This is a genomic window from Sphingomonas sp. UYP23 (assembly GCF_054059235.1).
The window spans coordinates 173,050-191,312 of record NZ_JBSSBX010000001.1 but is presented as its reverse complement, the minus strand read 5'-3'; the positions used below and the strand labels follow the sequence as shown (position 1 = coordinate 191,312).

The window sequence follows — 18,263 nt, the reverse complement described above, 5'->3', positions numbered from 1 at the left end:
GAAGGATTGTTGCGCTATCGAATCGGCTTCGTAATGAAGGACCTAAACGCATGGCCGCACGCGCGTATTGGCAGGGGCAGATCCGGCTCGCCTTGGTCTCGATCCCGGTCGAGATCTATTCGGCGACCAAATCGGGCGCGGCGGTGAGCTTCAAGCAGATCCACGAGCCGACCGGCAAGCCGATCCACTATGAGAAGGTCGTCACCGGAGTCGGCCCGGTCGATGTCGACGAGATCATGAAGGGCTTCGAATTCGAGAAGGGCGAATATGTCCTGCTCGAACAGGACGAGATCGACGCGGTGAAGCTCGAATCGAAGAAGACGCTCGAGCTGACGCAGTTCGTCGATGCGAGCGAGATCGACGTTCTCTATTACGAGAAGCCCTATTTCGTCGTGCCAGCCGACGATCTGGCCGAAGAGGCGTTCATCGTGCTGCGCGAGGCGCTGCGGCGGACCAAGAAGGTCGGGCTCGGGCAACTCGCAATGCGCGGGCGCGAATATGTCGTGAGCCTGAAACCGTGTGGGCGCGGGATGGTGCTCGAGACGCTGCGCTATGCCGACGAGGTCAACAAGGCGCAGGGCTATTTCCGCGACATCGCCGATGCGACGCCCGATGCCGACCTGATGGATCTCGCCGAGGCGCTGATCGAGAAAAAGTCGGGCGCGTTCCATCCGCAGGATTTTCACGATCGCTATGTCGATGCGCTGAAGGATCTGGTCGAGCGCAAGCGCAAGGCCAAGGGCGGCAAGATCATCGAGGAGAAGGATGACGGTAAGCCGGTCAAGGGATCGAACGTCGTCGATCTGATGGCGGCGCTGCGCAAGTCGATGGGGTCGGCCGCGCCGGCCAAGGCGGCGGAGAAGCCCGCGGCGGCGAAGAAGACCCCGGCCAAGAAAGCGCCCGCGAAAAGCGCACCCGCCAAGAGCGCGCCGGCGAAGAAGCGTGCTTGAGCTGCTTCTTCCTCCCCTCCCTGGAAGGGAGGGGCCGGGGGTGGCTTGCGCGGAAATGGGCAGTTCGTTCGATAACGGGCCGACCCACCCGCTGACCCCTCCCTTCCAGGGAGGGGAGGCATGAGCATCGACCCGCTCGCCAAATACAACGCCAAGCGCGACTTCGCGAAGACCGCGGAGCCCGCTGGCACGCTCGATCCCGGCCATGGCAACCGTTTCATCGTGCAGAAGCACGATGCCTCGCGGCTCCACTGGGATTTCCGCCTCGAGGTCGACGGCGTCCTCAAGAGCTGGGCGGTGACGCGCGGCCCGAGCATCGATCCCGACCAGAAGCGGCTCGCCGTCCGCACCGAGGACCACCCGCTGTCCTACGCCGATTTCGAGGGCACGATCCCGCAGGGCGAATATGGCGGCGGCACGGTGATGCTGTGGGACAGTGGCACCTGGTCGCCGATCGCAGGCAAGAGCGCGAAGGATATCGAACAGGGCCACCTCCACTTCGTGCTCGAGGGCGAGCGGATGAAGGGCGAGTGGATGCTCATCCGCCTGAAACCGCGCGGCAAGGAGAAGGGCGAGAACTGGCTGTTGCGCAAGGTGAGCGATGCCGAAGCGGGCGGGACCGATGCGCTGGTCGAGACCGGGCTGACGAGTGTCGCGACCGGGCGGACGATGGCGGAGATCGCCGAGGGGAAGAAACCGTCGCCCCGGCGTAGGCCGGGGCTGGCCCGCATCAGTGAGAAGCCGGCGGCGCGTCCGCGGTCCAGGGGCCCCGACCTGCGCCGGGGCGACGGTACGTTTCAGGAGCCGCAGCTGTGCACGCTGGTCGACTCCGTCCCGAGCGGAAACCAGTGGCTGCACGAGGTGAAGTATGACGGCTATCGCGCGCTGATCGCGGTCGCCAAGGGTAAGGCCACGGTCTTCACCCGCTCCGGGCTCGACTGGACCGACAAATTTCAGGACATCGCCGACGCCGTCGCCAAGCTTCCCGTCAAGACCGCGCTGCTCGACGGCGAGATCGTCGCGTTCAAGGACGGCAAGCCCGATTTCTCGACGCTGAAGAACGCCATTTCGAGCGGCGGCGAGATGACCTTCTTCGCCTTCGACCTGCTCCAGCTCGACGGCGAGGATCTGACCGGCCTCGCCAACATCGCGCGGAAGGAACGGCTCGAGCCGTTGATCGACGGCAAGGACGCGCGCGTCCAATATTCGCAGCATATCATCGGCCAGGGCGAGCAACTGTTCGAGACGATGTGCCGCGAGGGCTATGAAGGCGTTGTGTCGAAGCGTGCCGATGCGCCGTATCGCGGCAAGCGGACGCAGGCGTGGCTCAAGATCAAATGTACGCACCGCCAGGAATTCGTCATCGTCGGCTGGACGACGAGCGCGAAATCGCGCGGCTTCGCCTCGCTTCTGCTCGGGCTCAACGGGCCGGACGGGCTGGTCTATGCAGGAAAGGTTGGGACAGGGTTCAGCACCGACCTGATGGTCGAGCTGCGCGAGCGGCTCGGCACGATCGAGCGCAAGACTCCGACGGTAAAGGCGCCTCGGGCGGCGGTCCGTGGGGCCCATTGGGTCACGCCCGAACTCGTCGCCGAAGTCGCTTATGCCGAGACCACGCCCGACGGCGTGCTGCGCCATTCGAGCTTCCTCGGGCTGCGCGAGGACAAGGCGGCGGATGAGGTCGTCGCCGAAACGCCGGTGGCGGTCGACGCGCCCGAAATCCACATCAAGGTCAGCAGTCGCGACCGCGTGATTTTCCCCGAATCGGACGTCACCAAGGGCGAACTCGCCGACTATTATGCGCAAGTGTCCGCCATCATGCTGCCCTTCGCCGGCAACCGTCCGATCAGCCTGGTGCGCTGCCCGCAAGGCCGCGCGAAAGCTTGCTTCTTCCAGAAGCACGACGCCGGCAGCTTCAAGGGCGACCACGTCCACAAGGTCCCGATCAAGGAGAAGGATGGGTCGAGCGAGGACTATCTCTACGTCGACGATGCCGACGGGCTCGTCGCTTGCGTCCAGATGGGGACGATTGAATTCCACGGCTGGGGCTCGTCGGTCGGCAGCCTCGAACAGCCCGACCGGATGGTGTTCGATCTCGATCCCGACGAGGAGCTTGGCTTCGACGTGGTGAAGACGGCCGCGGCGGACCTCAAGGAGCATCTCGCCGAACTCGGGCTCGTGAGTTTCGCGATGCTGTCGGGCGGGAAGGGCGTGCATGTCGTCGTGCCGCTCACCCCGCAGGCCGAATGGCCGGCGGTCAAGGATTTCGCCGAACGCTTCGCGCGCGCGCTGGGGGAGGCCGAACCCGATCGCTTCTTGGCGACGATGTCCAAGGCCAAGCGCAAGGGCAGAATCTTCATCGACTGGCTGCGCAACCAGCGCGGCAGCACCGCGGTGCTGCCCTACGTTGCGCGCGCACGCGCCGGCGCGCCGGTCGCGGCACCCGTTTCGTGGACCGAGCTGCGCGAGATCGATACGGCAGCGCGCTGGAGCGTGCGCGATGCGGCCGAGCTGATTGCGCGCGCCGGCTCTCGCGATCTCGCCGGATGGGGCGTTGCCGACCAGGTTTTGCCCGATCTGTGATCTTAATCCGTCTTAGCCGGTTGCACCTGCGAAGCGATTGTGGCCATGTCGCTTCCGCTGTTTTGGGGATTTGACACATTCGATGGCTACGGTTGCCGCGCCCTCGTTGCTCGATCCCGCCACGCATGCCGCGCGCTGGATCGCCGACTATCGCGCCCGCGCGATAAAGGGCGACGTTCTCGCCGCCGATGCCGACCCGGCGTGGACCGCGATGTTCGAGGAACTCGCTGCGGTCGCCGGCGACGATCTGGGCCAGGCGCGCGAGCGGGTGCAGCGCCACGCCGAGGACATCGGCACGGGCTTCCGCATCATCGGCGAAAGCGAGGAGCGGCCCTGGCCGCTCTCGCCCGTCCCACTGCTGATCGACGCCGAGGAATGGCGCACGATCGAGGCCGGCATCGTCCAGCGCGCCGATCTGCTCGAGACCGTGATCGGCGATCTCTACGGCGACGCGACGCTCGTCGCGCGCGGCCTGATCCCGGCGGCATTGGTCGGCGGGTCGCCCTTCTTCCTGCGGCCGATGGCGGGGCTGGTGCCGCCGGGCGGGCACCACCTCCAGTTCATTGCGGTCGATCTCGGCCGCGGGCCGATCGGCGAATGGCGCGTCCTGGCGGATCATCTGCGCAGTCCTGCGGGCGCGGGCTATGCGCTCGAGAACCGGCTCGCGATCGCGCGGACCTTGGGCGGGCTGCAGTCGCGGCTCAACGTCCAGCGCCACGCGCCGTTCTTCGCGGCGTTCCGCGACGGTCTTGCCGCCGCCTGCCGCCGGGTCGAGCCGCGGATCGGGCTGCTAACCCCCGGCCGCTACAGCGCGAGCTATGCCGAACAGGCACATCTCGCGCGCTATCTCGGCTTCCTGCTGGTCGAGGGCGCCGATCTCGCCGCGCTCGAGGACAAGCTCTACATCCGCACGATCGACGGGATGAAGCGCGTCGATGCGCTGTGGCACCGCATCGACCCGCGACTGCTCGATCCGCTGGCGTTCGATTCGCATTCGCATATCGGCGTCGCCGGCCTGATCGACGCGGCGGCGGCGGGCAATGTCGTGATCGCCAACGTACCGGGCGCGGGCGTGCTCGAATCGGCGGCGTTCGGCGCGTTCCTGCCCGCGCTGGCGACGCGGCTGCTCGGCGCCGACCTGATCCTCCCCAATATCGCAACCTGGTGGTGCGGGCAGGACCGCGCACGCAGCGAGGTGATCGACGATTTCGACCGGATGCTGATCGGACCCGCTTTCGGCGTCGCGCCGCTCGGCCTGCCCGGCGGCGTTGCGATGCATGGCGCCGATATCACCGGCGCGGCGCGCGAGGCATTGCTCGACGACATGGCGCGCCGCCCGCAGGATTATGTCGGGCAGGAGATCGTCCAGCTGTCGACCATGCCGGTGGTAACCGACGCCGGCCTCGCTGCGCGGCCGTTCACCCTGCGCGTGTTTGCGGCGCGCGGGGCCGACGGCGGCTGGACCGTGCTGCCCGGCGGCTTTGCCCGAATCGGCGAACATCCCGATCCGCGCGCGGCGGTGATGGGCGAGGGGAGCTGGTCGGCCGATGTCGCGATCTACGGCGCCGAGACGGTCGCGCCGGTATCGCTGCTGCCGCCCGCCGACACGATCCATGTCCGGCGCAACCCAGGGACCTTGCCAAGCCGCGTCGCCGACAATTTCTTCTGGCTCGGCCGCTATCTCGAACGCGGCGAGGCGTTGCTCGGCATCGTCCGCGTGATGCTCGGCAATTCGATCGACGCCGATGCCGGCGCCGCGCTCTCGGCCGAGACCGTCGGGCGGCTCGTCGGGCTGGTGATCAATGGCGGTGCCGCGCCGCACCCCGCGACGCTGCGCCGCGCCGATCTTGCCGCGCTCGCGCGCACCGCGATGGAGGATGCCGGCTGGCACAGCGTTCGCACGATCAACCGGCTCGCGCGCGGGATCGGGCAGGGCTCGCGCGATCGGTTGGCGGCAGATGTCGTGCGGCTGCTCGATGCGCCTTATCCGAGCAAGGGCGGGATGCTCGATCGCGCCGGGTCGCTGCAGCGGCGCTATGCCGCGCTGTCGGGGCTCTCGGCCGAGCATATGGGGCGGACCGCGGCGTGGCGTTTCCACGATCTCGGCCGCCGGCTCGAGCGTGCGCTGAGCGTCACGCGCGCGGTCCGCGCGTTTGGCATGGCGCAGGCGAGCGTCGATGATCTGTCGACCTTGCTCGACCTCGCCGATAGCCAGATCAGCTATCGCCAGCGCTATCTGACCGGAATCGCGCGCGTGCCTGTCGTCGATCTCGTCGCGCTCGATCCGGGCAACCCGCGCTCGCTCGCGTTCCAGATCTGCCGGATCTGCGAGCATCTCATAAGCCTCCCTGTGCTCGAAGATGACGGGATGGAGGAACCGCAGCAGATCCAGGGCACCGTCCTCCACGCGATCGTCTCGACCGCGACGGCGGCGGGGCTCGACGCCGACATTCTCGGCGATGTCGAGCGGCGGCTGTTCCAATTGTCCGAGGCGGTGGCGCGGCGCTACTTCCTTCAGGGCGCCGAGCCGCTGCGCGCGGCCGGGATGACGCTGGCATGAGGTGCGTGATGCGCTCCGTTCGGGTGTCTCCCCTCCCTGGAAGGGAGGGGCTGGGGGTGGGTCGGTCTAATGCGAGCGTCGACCTCTCAACGGGCCGACCCACCCCCAACCCCTCCCTTCCAGGGAGGGGAGGAAAGTAATGATCTACAACATCCGCCACGTAACGCACTTCGATTACGGCGCACGCGTCAAGTTCGCCCGCTGCAATCTCCGGCTCAAGCCGATCCATTGGTCGGGCCAGAACCTGCTCGACTATAAACTGACGATCTCGCCCTCGGGCCGCGTCGCCCCGGCGCGCGCCGAGGCGGGGCTCGCCAATGTCATGCGGATGGTGGTCGAGCAGCCGGTCCGCCATCTGACGATCGAGAGCGTGTCGCGGATCGAGATCGACCGCCCGGTGCCGATGCCGTCGAACGGCTCGCCGGCGCTGCGCGATATCGCCAGCGCCGCGCGGTCGAGCCGCGATCCGTCGCCGGCGGGACCCGCCGCCTATCTGTTCCCGTCGCCGCTGATCCCGCTCGACCGCGACATCGCCGAATGGTGTGCCGCCGATCTGCACCCCGATCGCCCCGCGCTCGACGCCGCGATCGCGCTGGCGCAGCGGATCCAGCACGATTTCGCCTTCGATGCCGAGGCGACATTGGTCGATACCTCGCCGCACGAGGCGTTCATGAAGCGTGGCGGGGTGTGCCAGGACTTTGCGCAGATCATGATCACGGGGTTGCGCGCCGCCGGACTGCCCGCGGCCTATGCCTCGGGCTATATCCGCACGATCCCGCCCCCCGGCCAGGCGCGCCTGGTCGGCGCGGATGCGACGCACGCCTGGGTCCTGCTGTGGTGTGGCGCAGAGCTCGGCTGGGTCGGGGTCGATCCGACCAACGGCATCTGGATGGCGGGCGATCATATCGTCATGGCGATCGGCCGAGATTATGGCGAGATCGCGCCGATCGACGGAGTCGTGCTCGGGTCGGGCGCGCAGAAGATGGACGTCAGCGTCGATGTCGCGCCGGTCCTTGAGGCGGCGGCGTAACGAACGGCGTTTGCACTCAGGCGAGCTATACCCCAGATAGGCCGCACTGAATCTCTTCCAGACTACCGGGGACTTTTGTGGCCGATCCATATACAACGCTGGGCGTGGCGCGGACCGCGTCCGAGGCCGATATCAAGAAGGCGTATCGCAAGCTCGCAAAAGAGCTGCATCCCGACAAGAACAAGGACAATCCCAAGGCGAGCGAGCGCTTCAGCACCGTGACGCAAGCCTATGATCTGCTCAACGACAAGGACAAGCGCGCGCGCTTCGATCGCGGCGAGATCGACGGCGACGGCAACCCCGCCGCGCCGTTCGGCTTTGGCGCGGGCGGGGGGAATCCCGGAGGGTTCCGACCCGGACCGGGCGGCGGCGGCTTCCAGGCCGATGGGCCCGACCTCAGCGACATCTTCGAAAATATGTTCGCAGGCGGCGGCGGCGGTGGCCGCGGCGGTTTTGCGGGCGGGTTCGGCGGTTTCGGGCGGCGCGAGCAGCCCAAGGGCGGCAACGTCCTCTATAAGCTCGACGTCCCCTTCATCGACGCGGTTGCCGCCAAGCCCCAGCGCATCACGCTCGGCGACAGCAAGACGATCGATCTCAAGCTTCCGGCGGGGCTGGAGAGCGGCGCGCAGGTGCGGCTCGCGGGCAAGGGGCAGCCCGGACCGGGGGGGCACGGCGATGGCATCGTGACGATCAACGTGTTGCCGCATCGCTTCTTCGAGCGTGTCGGCGACGATGTCCGGCTCGATCTGCCTGTCAGCCTCGCCGAAGCGGTGCTCGGCGCGAGTGTCCGCGTGCCGACGGCGGAGGGCGCGGTGATGCTGACGGTCCCGAAGGGCTCGAGCTCGGGAAAGACGCTGCGGCTGCGCGGCCGCGGTTTCCACCGCAAGGATGGCACGCGCGGCGACCAGCTCGTGACGCTGATGGTCGATCTGCCCGCCGACGATGCGGCGCTGACAGAATTTGTCGAAGGCTGGAAAGACAGTGACGGACGGAACCCGCGGGCAGGGATGGACGTCTGACTGTTTTAACCGGAGCTTAACGCTTGAGTCAGCTTTCCCCCGCCTCGCCCGAAGTCCGCGCCGCCCGTGGCGAGGCGGGTGTTTCCCCCGACGACGTACCGCCCGCCGCACGGCTCCCGGCGCGTGCCTGGCAGATCCTGCGCCGCGTCCTGATCGGCGTGTTCTCGGACGGATTCATCCACGCCGGTAACCTGGCCTATCTCGCGCTGGTGACCGTCTTTCCGTTCTTCATCCTGGCGGCCGCGATCGCCTCGCTGATCGGGCAGAGCACCGAGACGCAGCGCGCGGTCGCCTCGTTCCTGCATGTGCTGCCGCCCAATGTCAGCGAATTGCTCGAAAAGCCGATCCACGATGTCTTGCTCGCGCGGACCGGTTCGCTGCTCTGGATCGGTGCGATCGTGGCACTGTGGTCGGTCGGCAGCTTTGTGGAAACGATCCGTGATATCTTCCGTCGGGCATACGGCGTCGTCTCGACCAAGCCGTTCTGGCATTACCGGTTGAGCTCGATGCTCGTCATCATCGCCTCGGTAGTGCTCGCGCTGCTGTCGTTCCTCGTCCAGGGGCTGATGACCGCGATCGAACGCTTCATCTACACGCTGCTGCCGTTTGCGCAGAATGTCGCGGGCTGGGTCGGGCTGTCGCGGATCGTGCCCGGCGTGGTGATGTTCGGCGCGCTCTACATCCTGTTCTTTTCGGTCACGCCCTCCAAGTATCGCCTGAGCAAATGCCCGAAATGGCCCGGCGCCCTCTTCACGACCGTCTGGTGGGTCAGCATCACCGCGTTGCTGCCCATCGTACTGTCTCGGCTGGGTAGTTATGATCTCACCTATGGCAGTCTTGCGGGCGTAATCATCGCCTTGTTGTTCTTCTTTCTGGTCGGCCTCGGCATCGTGTTCGGCGCGCATTTGAACGCGGCACTGGCGGAACCGACCGAACACGGGGTAGAGAGCGGCCACGAAACCAATGAGGTGGTGATAGCGTGACGGAATTGATGGCAGGCAAACGCGGGCTGATCATGGGGCTTGCCAATGATCGTTCGCTCGCCTGGGGGATCGCGAAGAAGCTGAGCGAAGCGGGGGCGGAGCTCGCCTTCAGCTACCAGGGCGAGGCGATGGAGAAGCGCGTGCGTCCGCTTGCCGAGCAATTGGGCGTGGCGCGGCTGTTCGACTGCGACGTGTCCGACATGGGCGCGCTCGATGCGACCTTTGCCGATCTCGCCAAGGAATGGCCGACGATCGACTTCGTCGTCCACGCGATCGGCTTCTCGGACAAGAACGAGTTGCGCGGCGGCTATGTCGATACCAGTCTCGACAACTTCCTGATGACGATGAACATCTCGGTCTATTCGTTCGTCGCAGTGTGCAAGCGCGCGGCGGCGATGATGCCCAACGGCGGATCGCTGCTGACGCTCAGCTATTACGGCGCAGAAAAGGTCATCCCGCATTACAACGTCATGGGCGTCGCGAAGGCCGCGCTCGAGACCAGCGTGCAATATCTCGCGGTCGATCTCGGACGCGACAACATCCGTGTCAACGCGATCTCGGCCGGGCCGATCAAGACGCTGGCCGCGAGCGGGATCGGTGACTTCCGCCTGATCCTCAAGTGGAACGAACTCAACTCGCCCTTGAAGCGCAACGTCACGATCGAGGATGTCGGCGGGGCTGGCCTGTACCTGCTCAGCGATCTGGCGAGCGGCGTGACGGGCGAGACGCATCATGTCGACGCTGGCTATCATGTCATCGGCATGAAGGCCGAGGACGCACCGGATATCGCTTTGGCCTGAAGGGGGACCGCGATGGCGAGGACAGCGCTCGAGAAGATGGGGTACAAGCCCGGCATGTCTGGGTGGGTGCGCAAGCGGCCCGATGACCTGGCGGACCGCCTTCCGGTTCCCGATGTCCTCGCCGATCCGCATCCGGCCTTCATCCTCGCCTTCGTCAGCGGCGCCCAGCAAGTCGCCGAGGTTCTGCCCGAAATCCTGCCCCATTATGCGCGCGGCAATGCCCTGTGGTTCGCCTACCCGAAGAAGAGTGGGCGGCTGCGGTCGGATATCAGCCGGGACGAGGGTTGGGATGCGGTCCACCGCGCCGATCTCCTCCCGGTCACGCAAATCGCGATCGATGAGGATTGGTCGGCGCTGCGGTTCCGCTATCGCGACGAGATCCCCAAACTGACGCGCGCGAGCGATGCGCCATCGAAACGCGCGGGGGGCTGACAGTCACGCGCGAAGCCCGCTACAGCGCGGGGATGAGCTACAACACCTTCGGCCACGCCTTCCGTTTCACCACCTGGGGCGAATCGCACGGCCCCGCGATCGGCGCGGTGGTCGATGGCTGCCCTCCCGGCATCGCGATAACGGAGAGCGATCTCCAGCCGTTCCTCGACCAGCGCCGCCCCGGCACCTCGCGCTTCACCACGCAGCGGCAGGAGCCCGACCAGGTCCGCATCCTCTCGGGCGTGTTCGAGGGGCGCACCACCGGCACGCCGATCAGCCTGATGATCGACAATGTCGACCAGCGCTCGAAGGATTATAGCGACGTCGCCAAGGCGTATCGCCCGGGCCATGCCGATTACGCCTATGACGCCAAATACGGCTTCCGCGATTATCGCGGCGGCGGGCGCTCCTCGGCGCGCGAGACCGCGTCGCGCGTTGCGGCGGGCGCGGTCGCGCGGCTGGTGATCCCCGAGGTGACGATCACCGCCTGGGTCGAGGCGATCGGTGGCGATGCGATCGACCCGGCCAATTTCGACGCCGCCGAGATCGGCCGCAACCCGTTCTTCTGCCCCGACCCGGTCGCCGCAGCCCGCTGGGAAACACTGGTCGACACCGCGCGGAAAGCCGGATCGTCGCTCGGCGCGGTGATCGGCTGCGCGGCGACGGGCGTCCCCGCGGGCTGGGGCGCGCCGCTCTATGCCAAGCTCGACGCCGAGCTTGCCGCGGCCTGCATGGGGATCAACGCGGTCAAGGGCGTCGAGATCGGCGACGGCTTCACCGCGGCGACCTTGCGCGGCGAGGACAATGCCGACGCGATGCGCCCCGGCGAGAACGGCCCGGCCTTCCTCGCCAACCATGCCGGCGGGATCGCGGGCGGGATCGCGACCGGTCAGCCGATCACGCTGCGCGTCGCGTTCAAGCCGACAGCCTCGATCCTCACCCCGGTCGAGACGATCGACCGTTCGGGCGCGGCGACCGAGATCATGACCAAGGGTCGCCACGATCCCTGCGTCGGGATCCGCGGCGCGCCGGTCGTTGCGGCGATGGTCGCTCTGGTGTTGGCCGACCATAAGCTGCTGCATCGCGCGCAGGTGGGCTGACGCCGGTACAGGAAACAGACAATGGTCCGTGTTCTGCACCGTACGGCATATCTTAGTTAGCTGGCGAATGATGCTGCAATGCGGCAAATATTCGCAAGAACAGGCGCGAGCATCGAAAGTTCGCATCGATAGGGTGCGCGAAGGGATAGGTCGTGGCCGAGAAGCGGCAAGTCGAGCGACCAAATGCCGACAAGGTCGTTCTTATGCCTGACCCATTCGATGGTCACGTCATTCCAAAGGACAGACCCATGCGTATCGCAACCCTTACCGCAATTGCTGCAATGACCCTTTCGTCGGCGGCGTTCGCACAGACCGCGCCCGCTACGCCAGGCGCGCCGACCACATCGGCGCCATCGACCAGCGGACCGATGACGACCGGGCCGATGACCTCGTCGCCAAGCACTTCGGCCACGACGACCGCCGATCCAGCGATGTCGACCCCGGACTCGACCGCCACCACGACGTCGACCACCGACTCGACCATGTCGACCCAGACTCCGTCTGACTCGACCACCACGACGACGAAGAGCAAGTCCAAGAAGAAGCGCCCGATGTAATCGCGTTACCCCTTCGGTTCGTCACGGCCCCCGGTCGCGCGAAAGCGCGGCCGGGGTTTTGCGTCAGTCGGAGAAAGGATCGCGCACCAGGATCGTGTCGTCACGCTCGGGGCTCGTCGACACCAGTGCGACGGGGCAGCGGATCAGCTCCTCGATCCGGCGGATATATTTGATCGCCTGCGCCGGCAGGTCGGCCCAGCTGCGCGCGCCCGCGGTCGTTTCCTGCCAGCCCGGCATCGATTCGTAGATCGGCTCGACCTCGGCCTGATCGGCGGCGTGCGCGGGATAGTAATCCAGCGTCTCGCCACGCAGGCGGTAGCCGGTGCAGATCTTCACTTCGTCGAAGCGGTCGAGCACGTCGATCTTGGTCAGCGCGATGCCGGTGATGCCACCGACCGCTGCAGACTGGCGCACCAGCACCGAGTCGAACCAGCCGCAGCGCCGCTTGCGCCCAGTGACGGTGCCGAATTCATGCCCGCGTACGCCGAGCTGTTCGCCGGTCGCGTCTTCGAGTTCGGTCGGGAACGGCCCCGATCCCACGCGCGTGGTATAGGCCTTGGCGATGCCGAGCACGAACCCGACCGCGCCCGGTCCCAGGCCCGATCCCCCCGCGGCGGTGCCCGAGATCGTGTTGGACGAGGTGACGAACGGGTAGGTGCCATGGTCGACATCGAGCAGCACGCCCTGCGCGCCCTCGAACAGGATGCGCTTGCCCGCAGCCTTGGCGGCGTTGAGGTTGCGCCAGGTCGGCTTGGCGAAGGGCAGGACGAACGGCGCAATCTCGCGCAACGCCTCGACCAAGGCGGCGCGATCGACCGGCGGCTCGCCGAAGCCCGCGCGCAGCGCGTCGTGATGCGCGCTGATCCGGTCGAGCTGCGCCTCGAGCGCGTCGAGATGCGCGAGGTCGCAGACGCGGATCGCACGGCGACCGACCTTGTCTTCATAGGCCGGCCCAATGCCGCGGCGGGTCGTGCCGATCTTGCCCGCGCCCGATGCATCCTCGCGCAGGCCGTCAAGGTCGCGGTGGAACGGCAGGATCAGCGCGCAGGTATCGGAGACCATCAGCGTGTCAGGGGTAATCGTCACACCCTGACCGCGCAGCTTCTCGACCTCGGCCTTGAGCGCCCAAGGATCGAGCACCACGCCATTGCCGATCACCGACGGCGTGCCCCGCACGATGCCCGACGGTAGCAGCGAGAGCTTGTACACGGCCTCGCCGACGACGAGCGTGTGGCCGGCATTGTGCCCGCCCTGGAAGCGCACGACGACATCGGCGCGCTCGGCGAGCCAGTCGACGATCTTGCCCTTGCCCTCATCGCCCCATTGGGCGCCGATCACTGCTACGTTTCCCACGGTGTTCTGCCTGATTGTTACGTTTTCGGTGCAGCCCTAATGCGCAGGGGGCGGGGGGTCCATGTCTAATGCAAGCGGTGCGAGCACACGGCATGTCGGGGGGCCGTCTCCGTTGCCAATTCGGCGCGTGCGGTTCATGCTGGGTACGGCTTCCTCGAGTTATACACGCTTTATGATCGTTTCGATTCCGTTCTGGCGGCCCCGCCCTTCGATCGGCTTTGCGCTTGTCGCGGTTTTCGCGTCCGCGCCGGTCGCGCTGTTCGCCCAATCGGCGCCGGCGCCGGGGCCGACGACATCATCCGACACGGTCCGGCTGAGCGACGAGCAGCGTCTCGCGATCCTGGATCACACCACGCCCGAGAGCGCTGCCGCCGCGCGCGGCGAAATGCCCGCGGAGGAGCGCAAGACGCTCGGCATTCATGGCGAAGTCGGCGCGATGATCGGCTCGAACGGCACGCGGGGCCTGTACGGCGTCGCGCAGATCCCGCTCGGCGACAGCGCGGCCGCGACGGTGTCGTTCGAAAGTAGCCGCTTTGGATATCCGCGCCAAAGCGGACGGCGTTAAGGCGGGGCCGCCCTTCGCCATGTCCGACCGCTTCGACCTGTCACGGTTCGTCGCCGCGCAGGAACCAACCTTCGATACGGCGCTCGCCGAGATCCGCGGCGGTGCAAAACGCAGCCACTGGATGTGGTTCGTCTTTCCCCAATTCGCTGGCCTGGGGCACAGCCCGATGGCGCAGCGCTACGCGATCCGCTCGCTCGACGAGGCGCGTGCCTATCTCGCCCACCCGCTGCTTGGGGCTCGGCTGCGCCTCTGCGTTGCAACGCTCGACGGTCTGCGTGGATCTACGGCTCAGGCAGTGTTCGGCGAGGTCGATGCGGCCAAGCTGCGCTCGTCCTTGACCCTGTTCCGGCTCGCGAGTGACGAGCCGCTGTTTACCGAGGCGCTCGACCAATGGTTCGGCGGCGTCGCGGACGACCGCACGCTTGAACGCGCGCGTTTGGTATCGGGCGCCACCAGCAACCGTTCGTGACGGTCCGCCCTTGCGCTTCGCGCAGCACCCGCCTAAGCGCATCCAGCGTCGGGGAGTGGCGCAGTCCGGTAGCGCGCCTGCTTTGGGAGCAGGATGTCGCAGGTTCGAATCCTGTCTCCCCGACCATTCCCCTCATTTCACCGCACCGCCACCGCCCGCGCGCCGCGCAGGGGGATCCGCTTGATTGGCATGGCGCGGTTCGGCGGCCGTGAATTCGCCGGCCACGCGATCACACGCGACGGCGGCACCCAAAAATGACGGATCGGTCACGCGGTCGCAGTGCCGCTTCGCGTAGCGTGCGCACTGGGGAAGCCGCGTCTGCGGCATAGATGATCGGGGAGGTCACGACCCTCTGCCACGCCGTCCCCATGAATTCGGTGTCATCATGCGGGGCTACAGCCGCGGTTAAGCGTTGTATTGCGATATCGGTGTCGAAAGGAGATCGAAATGCGCACCCGTTCCGCATGCCTGCTGCTTTTGCTGACGGGCGCGACCCCGGCGATCGCTGCTTCGAACGATACGGACAATGCTGCGCTGGCGAGTCGTTTGACTTGGGGCGTTTCTTCGCAGTGGCGCGACGGACCGCAGCCAGGCAGCGCCGCCTGGCTCGATGCGCAGCTCAAGCATCCCGACGACACGCTGCCGCCCGACATTGCCGCGCAGATCGCCGCAATGCGAATCAGCCGCACGCCCGTCGCGCAACTCGTCGTCGATGCCGATGCCGCCAACCGCAATGCCGGCAAGCTCCCCGACGTCGCGCAGCGCGACGCGGCGCGCACCGCATATCAGCGCGACATGACCGCGCTCGCCAATGAGGCCGCGACACGCTCGCTGTTGCGCGACATCTACGCGCCCGATCAGCTCCGCGAGCAGATGACGTGGTCCTGGATGAACCATTTCAGCGTCCAGGCGCAAAAGCGCGACGTCCGCGCGATGGTCGGCGATTACGAGGAAACGGTGCGCGATCATGCGTTCGGCAAGTTCCGCGACCTGCTCGAGGCGACCCTCAAGCATCCCGCGATGCTGCGCTATCTCGACAACGACCAGAACGCCGCCGGCCATATCAACGAAAATTACGCGCGTGAGATCATGGAGCTCCACTCGATGGGGGTGGGGACCGACTATACGCAGAAGGACGTGCAGGAACTCGCGCGAATCCTGACCGGCGTCGGTGTCGATCTCAGCCCGGCTGCGCCAAAGCTCACGCCGCAGCGGCAGGCTCTGTACCTGCGCGCCGGGCTGTTCGAGTTCAATCCCAACCGCCATGATTTCGGCGACAAGCAATTCCTTGGCCAGACGATCAAGGGCAGCGGATTTGGCGAAGTCGAGACCGCTCTCGACCTGATCGCCCGCGCGCCGGCGACCGCGCGCCACGTCTCGCTCCAGCTCGCGACCTATTTCCTGGGAGACCAGCCGCCGCCCGCGGTGATCGACCGGATGACCGCGGCGTGGCGCAGGAGCGATGGCGACATCGCAGCCGTGATGCGCGCGATGATCCGCGCGCCCGCGTTTCGCCGCTCGTCCGGCACGCGCTTCAAGGATCCGGTGCAATATACCGTATCGGCGGTCCGGCTGATGTACGGCGACCGGACGATCGTCAATCCGCAGCCGATCCTCGGCTGGCTCAACCGGATGGGCGAGGGGCTCTACGCGCGCGAGACCCCCGATGGCTTCCCGCTCGAATCCGCCGCCTGGACCGGACCCGGCCAGATGTCGGTCCGCTTCGAGATCGCGCGCCAGATCGGCGGCGGCGCGACCGCGCTGTTCAAGCCGCCGCCGCCGCCGACCGCGGCGGTCGTGCCGGGAATGGCGCCGCCGGTGCCTGCTCCCGCGCTGCCGATATCGCCCGCAGCGGCGCTGCCCGCGCCACCGCTGCCGCACCTGCAGACCGCCGCCTATTACACCGCGATCGCCCCGCGAATCGCCGGGCCGACCAAGGCCGCGCTCGCGCAGGCGACCGCGCCACAGGTGTGGAACGCCCTGTTCCTGTCCTCGCCCGACTTCATGCGCCGCTAATGGTTCGGAGATCGCTGATGCTGCTCGACCGTCGTCAATTGCTCACCGGCGCCGCGGCGCTGGCCCCGCTCGTCATCGCTGGCCGCGCGTTCGCGGCACCGCAGGCGGGGAGCCGGATGCTCGTCGTCTTCCTGCGCGGGGCGTATGATGCGGCCAACATCATCGCGCCGACCGGGAGCGATTTCTATCACACCTCGCGCCCGACGATCGCGCTCGGCAAGCCCGATCCGGCCGATCCGAATGCACCACTCGCGCTCGACGCCGACTGGAGCCTCCACCCGGCGCTGAAGGAGTCGATCTATCCGCTCTGGCAGAAGCGGCAGATCGCCTTCGTGCCGTTCGTCGGGACCGACGACATGAGCCGCAGCCATTTCGAGACGCAGGACACGATCGAGCTCGGCCAGCCGATCGGCGGGCATCGCGATTACAATTCGGGCTTCATGGCGCGGCTCGCCACGGCGCTCGGGCAGGACAAGCCGATCGCGTTTACCGACCAACTGCCCCTGTGTTTCCGCGGCGGGCCGGTGATCCCCAATGTCGGGCTGGGCGCGATCGGATCGAAGCCTGCGGTGCCCGCCAGGGATGCCGCGCTGATCACGCAAATGTATCGCGGAACGCGTAACGGCGCGGCCGACTTGGGCAGCGCGGTCGCCGCGGGGTTCCAGGTGCGCGACAGCGTCTTCAAGACCGTCGACGAGGAGATGCAGCAGGCGAGCCGTGGCGCTGTCAGCCCTAAGGGGTTCGCGCTATCGGCGCGGCGGATCGGCGCGTTGATGCGCGACCAGTTCAATCTCGCCTTCGTCGATGTCGGCGGGTGGGACACGCACGTCAACCAGGGCGGCGCACAGGGCTATCTGGCGACGCATATCGGCGAACTCGGCCGTGGTCTGGCGGGTTTTGCCGAGGCGATCGGGCCCGATGCGTGGCAGCATACGACGGTGGTGGTCGTGTCCGAATTCGGCCGCACCTTTCACGAGAATGGCGACAAGGGCACCGACCATGGCCATGGGAGCATCTATTGGGTGCTCGGTGGCGGGGTAAAAGGCGGGCGCATCGCCGGGCCGCAGGTCGCGCTATCGCCGGCGACGCTGAACCAGGGGCGCGATCTGCCGGTGCTGACCGATTATCGCGCGCTGCTCGGCGGACTGGCGGCGCGACAGTGCGGGCTCACGCCCGATCGGCTGGGCTCGGTCTTCGCCGGGGTGGCACCGGCGGATCTGGCGCTCGTCTGACGCAATTTGCTTCGACAGCGCCGGCTGGCCGCAGCGTGCGCTACGAATCGGCGCTGGTATGGACCGGGGATGCCCAGATCGGCTCGGCGGCAAGGTGCCGCATCACGCTGATCAGCCGGTGGCCGTCGCGCTCTGTTACGGTCCTGGACGCGACCATGGGTGCCACGACATGCTCGAGGTACGGCGCCGGCCCGTGATAGGCGAGCGACCATTCGCCGAACCGCCGCTCCGATATCGTATCCGCAAGCAGGACCGTGACGTCACGATGGTTCGGATCGAACCGGATCGACGCGAACAGTGTCGCGATCGAATCGGATGGCCCCTCGATGACCTGTGCAAAGCGCCGCGCCGTGGCAATCAGCGCCCCGGTCACGCCGAACCTGGCATTGCGCCGCCGCGACCCGGAAACGATCCTGGCGATCGTCGCGTCGGCGTCGGTGGGCGCGACCACCTGGGTACTGACGTAGAGGAGCGAATGGATCATCGGCGGAATATTCCCAATGAAACGCGGAGACCCTATACCGTAACGCAATCGTAATGACGATAGGTAAAGCAACGAAATCGGTCATTTACGGAACGAGGGCCCCAATTCGATCGCGTCGCCTGCGGTGAAG

16 protein-coding genes and 1 tRNA gene are annotated in these 18,263 nt (G+C 66.9%); 14 read left to right on the top strand and 3 right to left on the bottom strand.

The genetic code is table 11. From position 1 onward, the window contains the following. Nucleotides 1-50: 50 nt before the first annotated feature. The 9 genes from ku to aroC all read left to right on the top strand — a co-directional run bounded on the left by ku (nt 51) and on the right by aroC (nt 11,457). Nucleotides 51-950, top strand: coding sequence for a non-homologous end joining protein Ku (gene ku / locus ACVWYO_RS01060; protein ID WP_457348372.1), 900 nt, complete (start codon nt 51-53; stop codon nt 948-950). Nucleotides 951-1,070: 120 nt separating this feature from the next. Continuing rightward, nucleotides 1,071-3,533, top strand: a complete 2,463-nt coding sequence (ligD, locus tag ACVWYO_RS01055; RefSeq protein WP_457348371.1) for a DNA ligase D — start codon at nt 1,071-1,073, stop codon at nt 3,531-3,533. Between the two features lie 82 nt (nt 3,534-3,615). Further along, complete coding sequence (locus tag ACVWYO_RS01050) at nt 3,616-6,093, top strand: circularly permuted type 2 ATP-grasp protein (protein ID WP_457348370.1); 2,478 nt, start codon at nt 3,616-3,618, stop codon at nt 6,091-6,093. A gap of 139 nt (nt 6,094-6,232) precedes the next feature. After that, nucleotides 6,233-7,123 carry a transglutaminase family protein gene (locus ACVWYO_RS01045; RefSeq protein WP_457348369.1) on the top strand — a complete coding sequence of 297 codons (891 nt, stop codon included), beginning with the start codon at nt 6,233-6,235 and terminating at the stop codon, nt 7,121-7,123. Nucleotides 7,124-7,200: 77 nt separating this feature from the next. Further along, nucleotides 7,201-8,142, top strand: coding sequence for a DnaJ C-terminal domain-containing protein (locus tag ACVWYO_RS01040; protein ID WP_457348368.1), 942 nt, complete (start codon nt 7,201-7,203; stop codon nt 8,140-8,142). Between the two features lie 23 nt (nt 8,143-8,165). Then, nucleotides 8,166-9,125: a YihY/virulence factor BrkB family protein gene (locus ACVWYO_RS01035; protein ID WP_457348367.1), complete on the top strand. Its 960-nt coding sequence runs from the start codon at nt 8,166-8,168 to the stop codon at nt 9,123-9,125. Continuing rightward, on the top strand, nt 9,122-9,925 hold the full coding sequence (fabI, locus tag ACVWYO_RS01030; RefSeq protein WP_010162137.1) for an enoyl-ACP reductase FabI: 804 nt from the start codon (nt 9,122-9,124) through the stop codon (nt 9,923-9,925). The genes ACVWYO_RS01035 and fabI overlap by 4 nt, the downstream gene beginning before the upstream one ends. Nucleotides 9,926-9,937: 12 nt before the next feature. Then, on the top strand, nt 9,938-10,357 hold the full coding sequence (locus tag ACVWYO_RS01025; protein ID WP_457348366.1) for a hypothetical protein: 420 nt from the start codon (nt 9,938-9,940) through the stop codon (nt 10,355-10,357). A 32-nt stretch (nt 10,358-10,389) separates the two neighbouring features. Continuing rightward, nucleotides 10,390-11,457 carry a chorismate synthase gene (gene aroC / locus ACVWYO_RS01020; protein WP_457348365.1) on the top strand — a complete coding sequence of 356 codons (1,068 nt, stop codon included), beginning with the start codon at nt 10,390-10,392 and terminating at the stop codon, nt 11,455-11,457. Between the two features lie 223 nt (nt 11,458-11,680). Here aroC and ACVWYO_RS01015 read toward each other — a convergent pair whose 3' ends face one another. Together ACVWYO_RS01015 and ACVWYO_RS01010 are read right to left on the bottom strand one after the other, a co-directional pair. Beyond that, nucleotides 11,681-11,995: a hypothetical protein gene (locus tag ACVWYO_RS01015; RefSeq protein WP_457348364.1), complete on the bottom strand. Its 315-nt coding sequence runs from the start codon at nt 11,993-11,995 to the stop codon at nt 11,681-11,683. Nucleotides 11,996-12,077: 82 nt separating this feature from the next. Beyond that, the gene (locus ACVWYO_RS01010) at nt 12,078-13,367 is read right to left on the bottom strand and encodes an adenylosuccinate synthase (RefSeq protein ID WP_457348363.1); all 1,290 of its coding nucleotides are present in this window, start codon (nt 13,365-13,367) and stop codon (nt 12,078-12,080) included. Nucleotides 13,368-13,539: 172 nt separating this feature from the next. On the opposite strand from ACVWYO_RS01010, the gene ACVWYO_RS01005 reads away from it, so the two are divergent. The 5 genes from ACVWYO_RS01005 to ACVWYO_RS00985 all read left to right on the top strand — a co-directional run bounded on the left by ACVWYO_RS01005 (nt 13,540) and on the right by ACVWYO_RS00985 (nt 17,649). Next, nucleotides 13,540-13,932 carry a hypothetical protein gene (locus ACVWYO_RS01005; protein ID WP_457348362.1) on the top strand — a complete coding sequence of 131 codons (393 nt, stop codon included), beginning with the start codon at nt 13,540-13,542 and terminating at the stop codon, nt 13,930-13,932. Between the two features lie 19 nt (nt 13,933-13,951). Next, nucleotides 13,952-14,401 carry a DUF1810 domain-containing protein gene (locus tag ACVWYO_RS01000; RefSeq protein WP_457354811.1) on the top strand — a complete coding sequence of 150 codons (450 nt, stop codon included), beginning with the start codon at nt 13,952-13,954 and terminating at the stop codon, nt 14,399-14,401. A 49-nt stretch (nt 14,402-14,450) separates the two neighbouring features. Further along, nucleotides 14,451-14,527: transfer RNA gene (locus ACVWYO_RS00995), tRNA-Pro, on the top strand. Between the two features lie 321 nt (nt 14,528-14,848). After that, on the top strand, nt 14,849-16,417 hold the full coding sequence (locus ACVWYO_RS00990; RefSeq protein ID WP_457348361.1) for a DUF1800 domain-containing protein: 1,569 nt from the start codon (nt 14,849-14,851) through the stop codon (nt 16,415-16,417). A 17-nt stretch (nt 16,418-16,434) separates the two neighbouring features. Further along, the gene (locus ACVWYO_RS00985) at nt 16,435-17,649 is read left to right on the top strand and encodes a DUF1501 domain-containing protein (RefSeq protein WP_457348360.1); all 1,215 of its coding nucleotides are present in this window, start codon (nt 16,435-16,437) and stop codon (nt 17,647-17,649) included. Between the two features lie 40 nt (nt 17,650-17,689). Here ACVWYO_RS00985 and ACVWYO_RS00980 read toward each other — a convergent pair whose 3' ends face one another. Beyond that, nucleotides 17,690-18,133, bottom strand: a complete 444-nt coding sequence (locus ACVWYO_RS00980; protein ID WP_457348359.1) for a BLUF domain-containing protein — start codon at nt 18,131-18,133, stop codon at nt 17,690-17,692. Between the last annotated feature and the right edge of the window lie 130 nt (nt 18,134-18,263).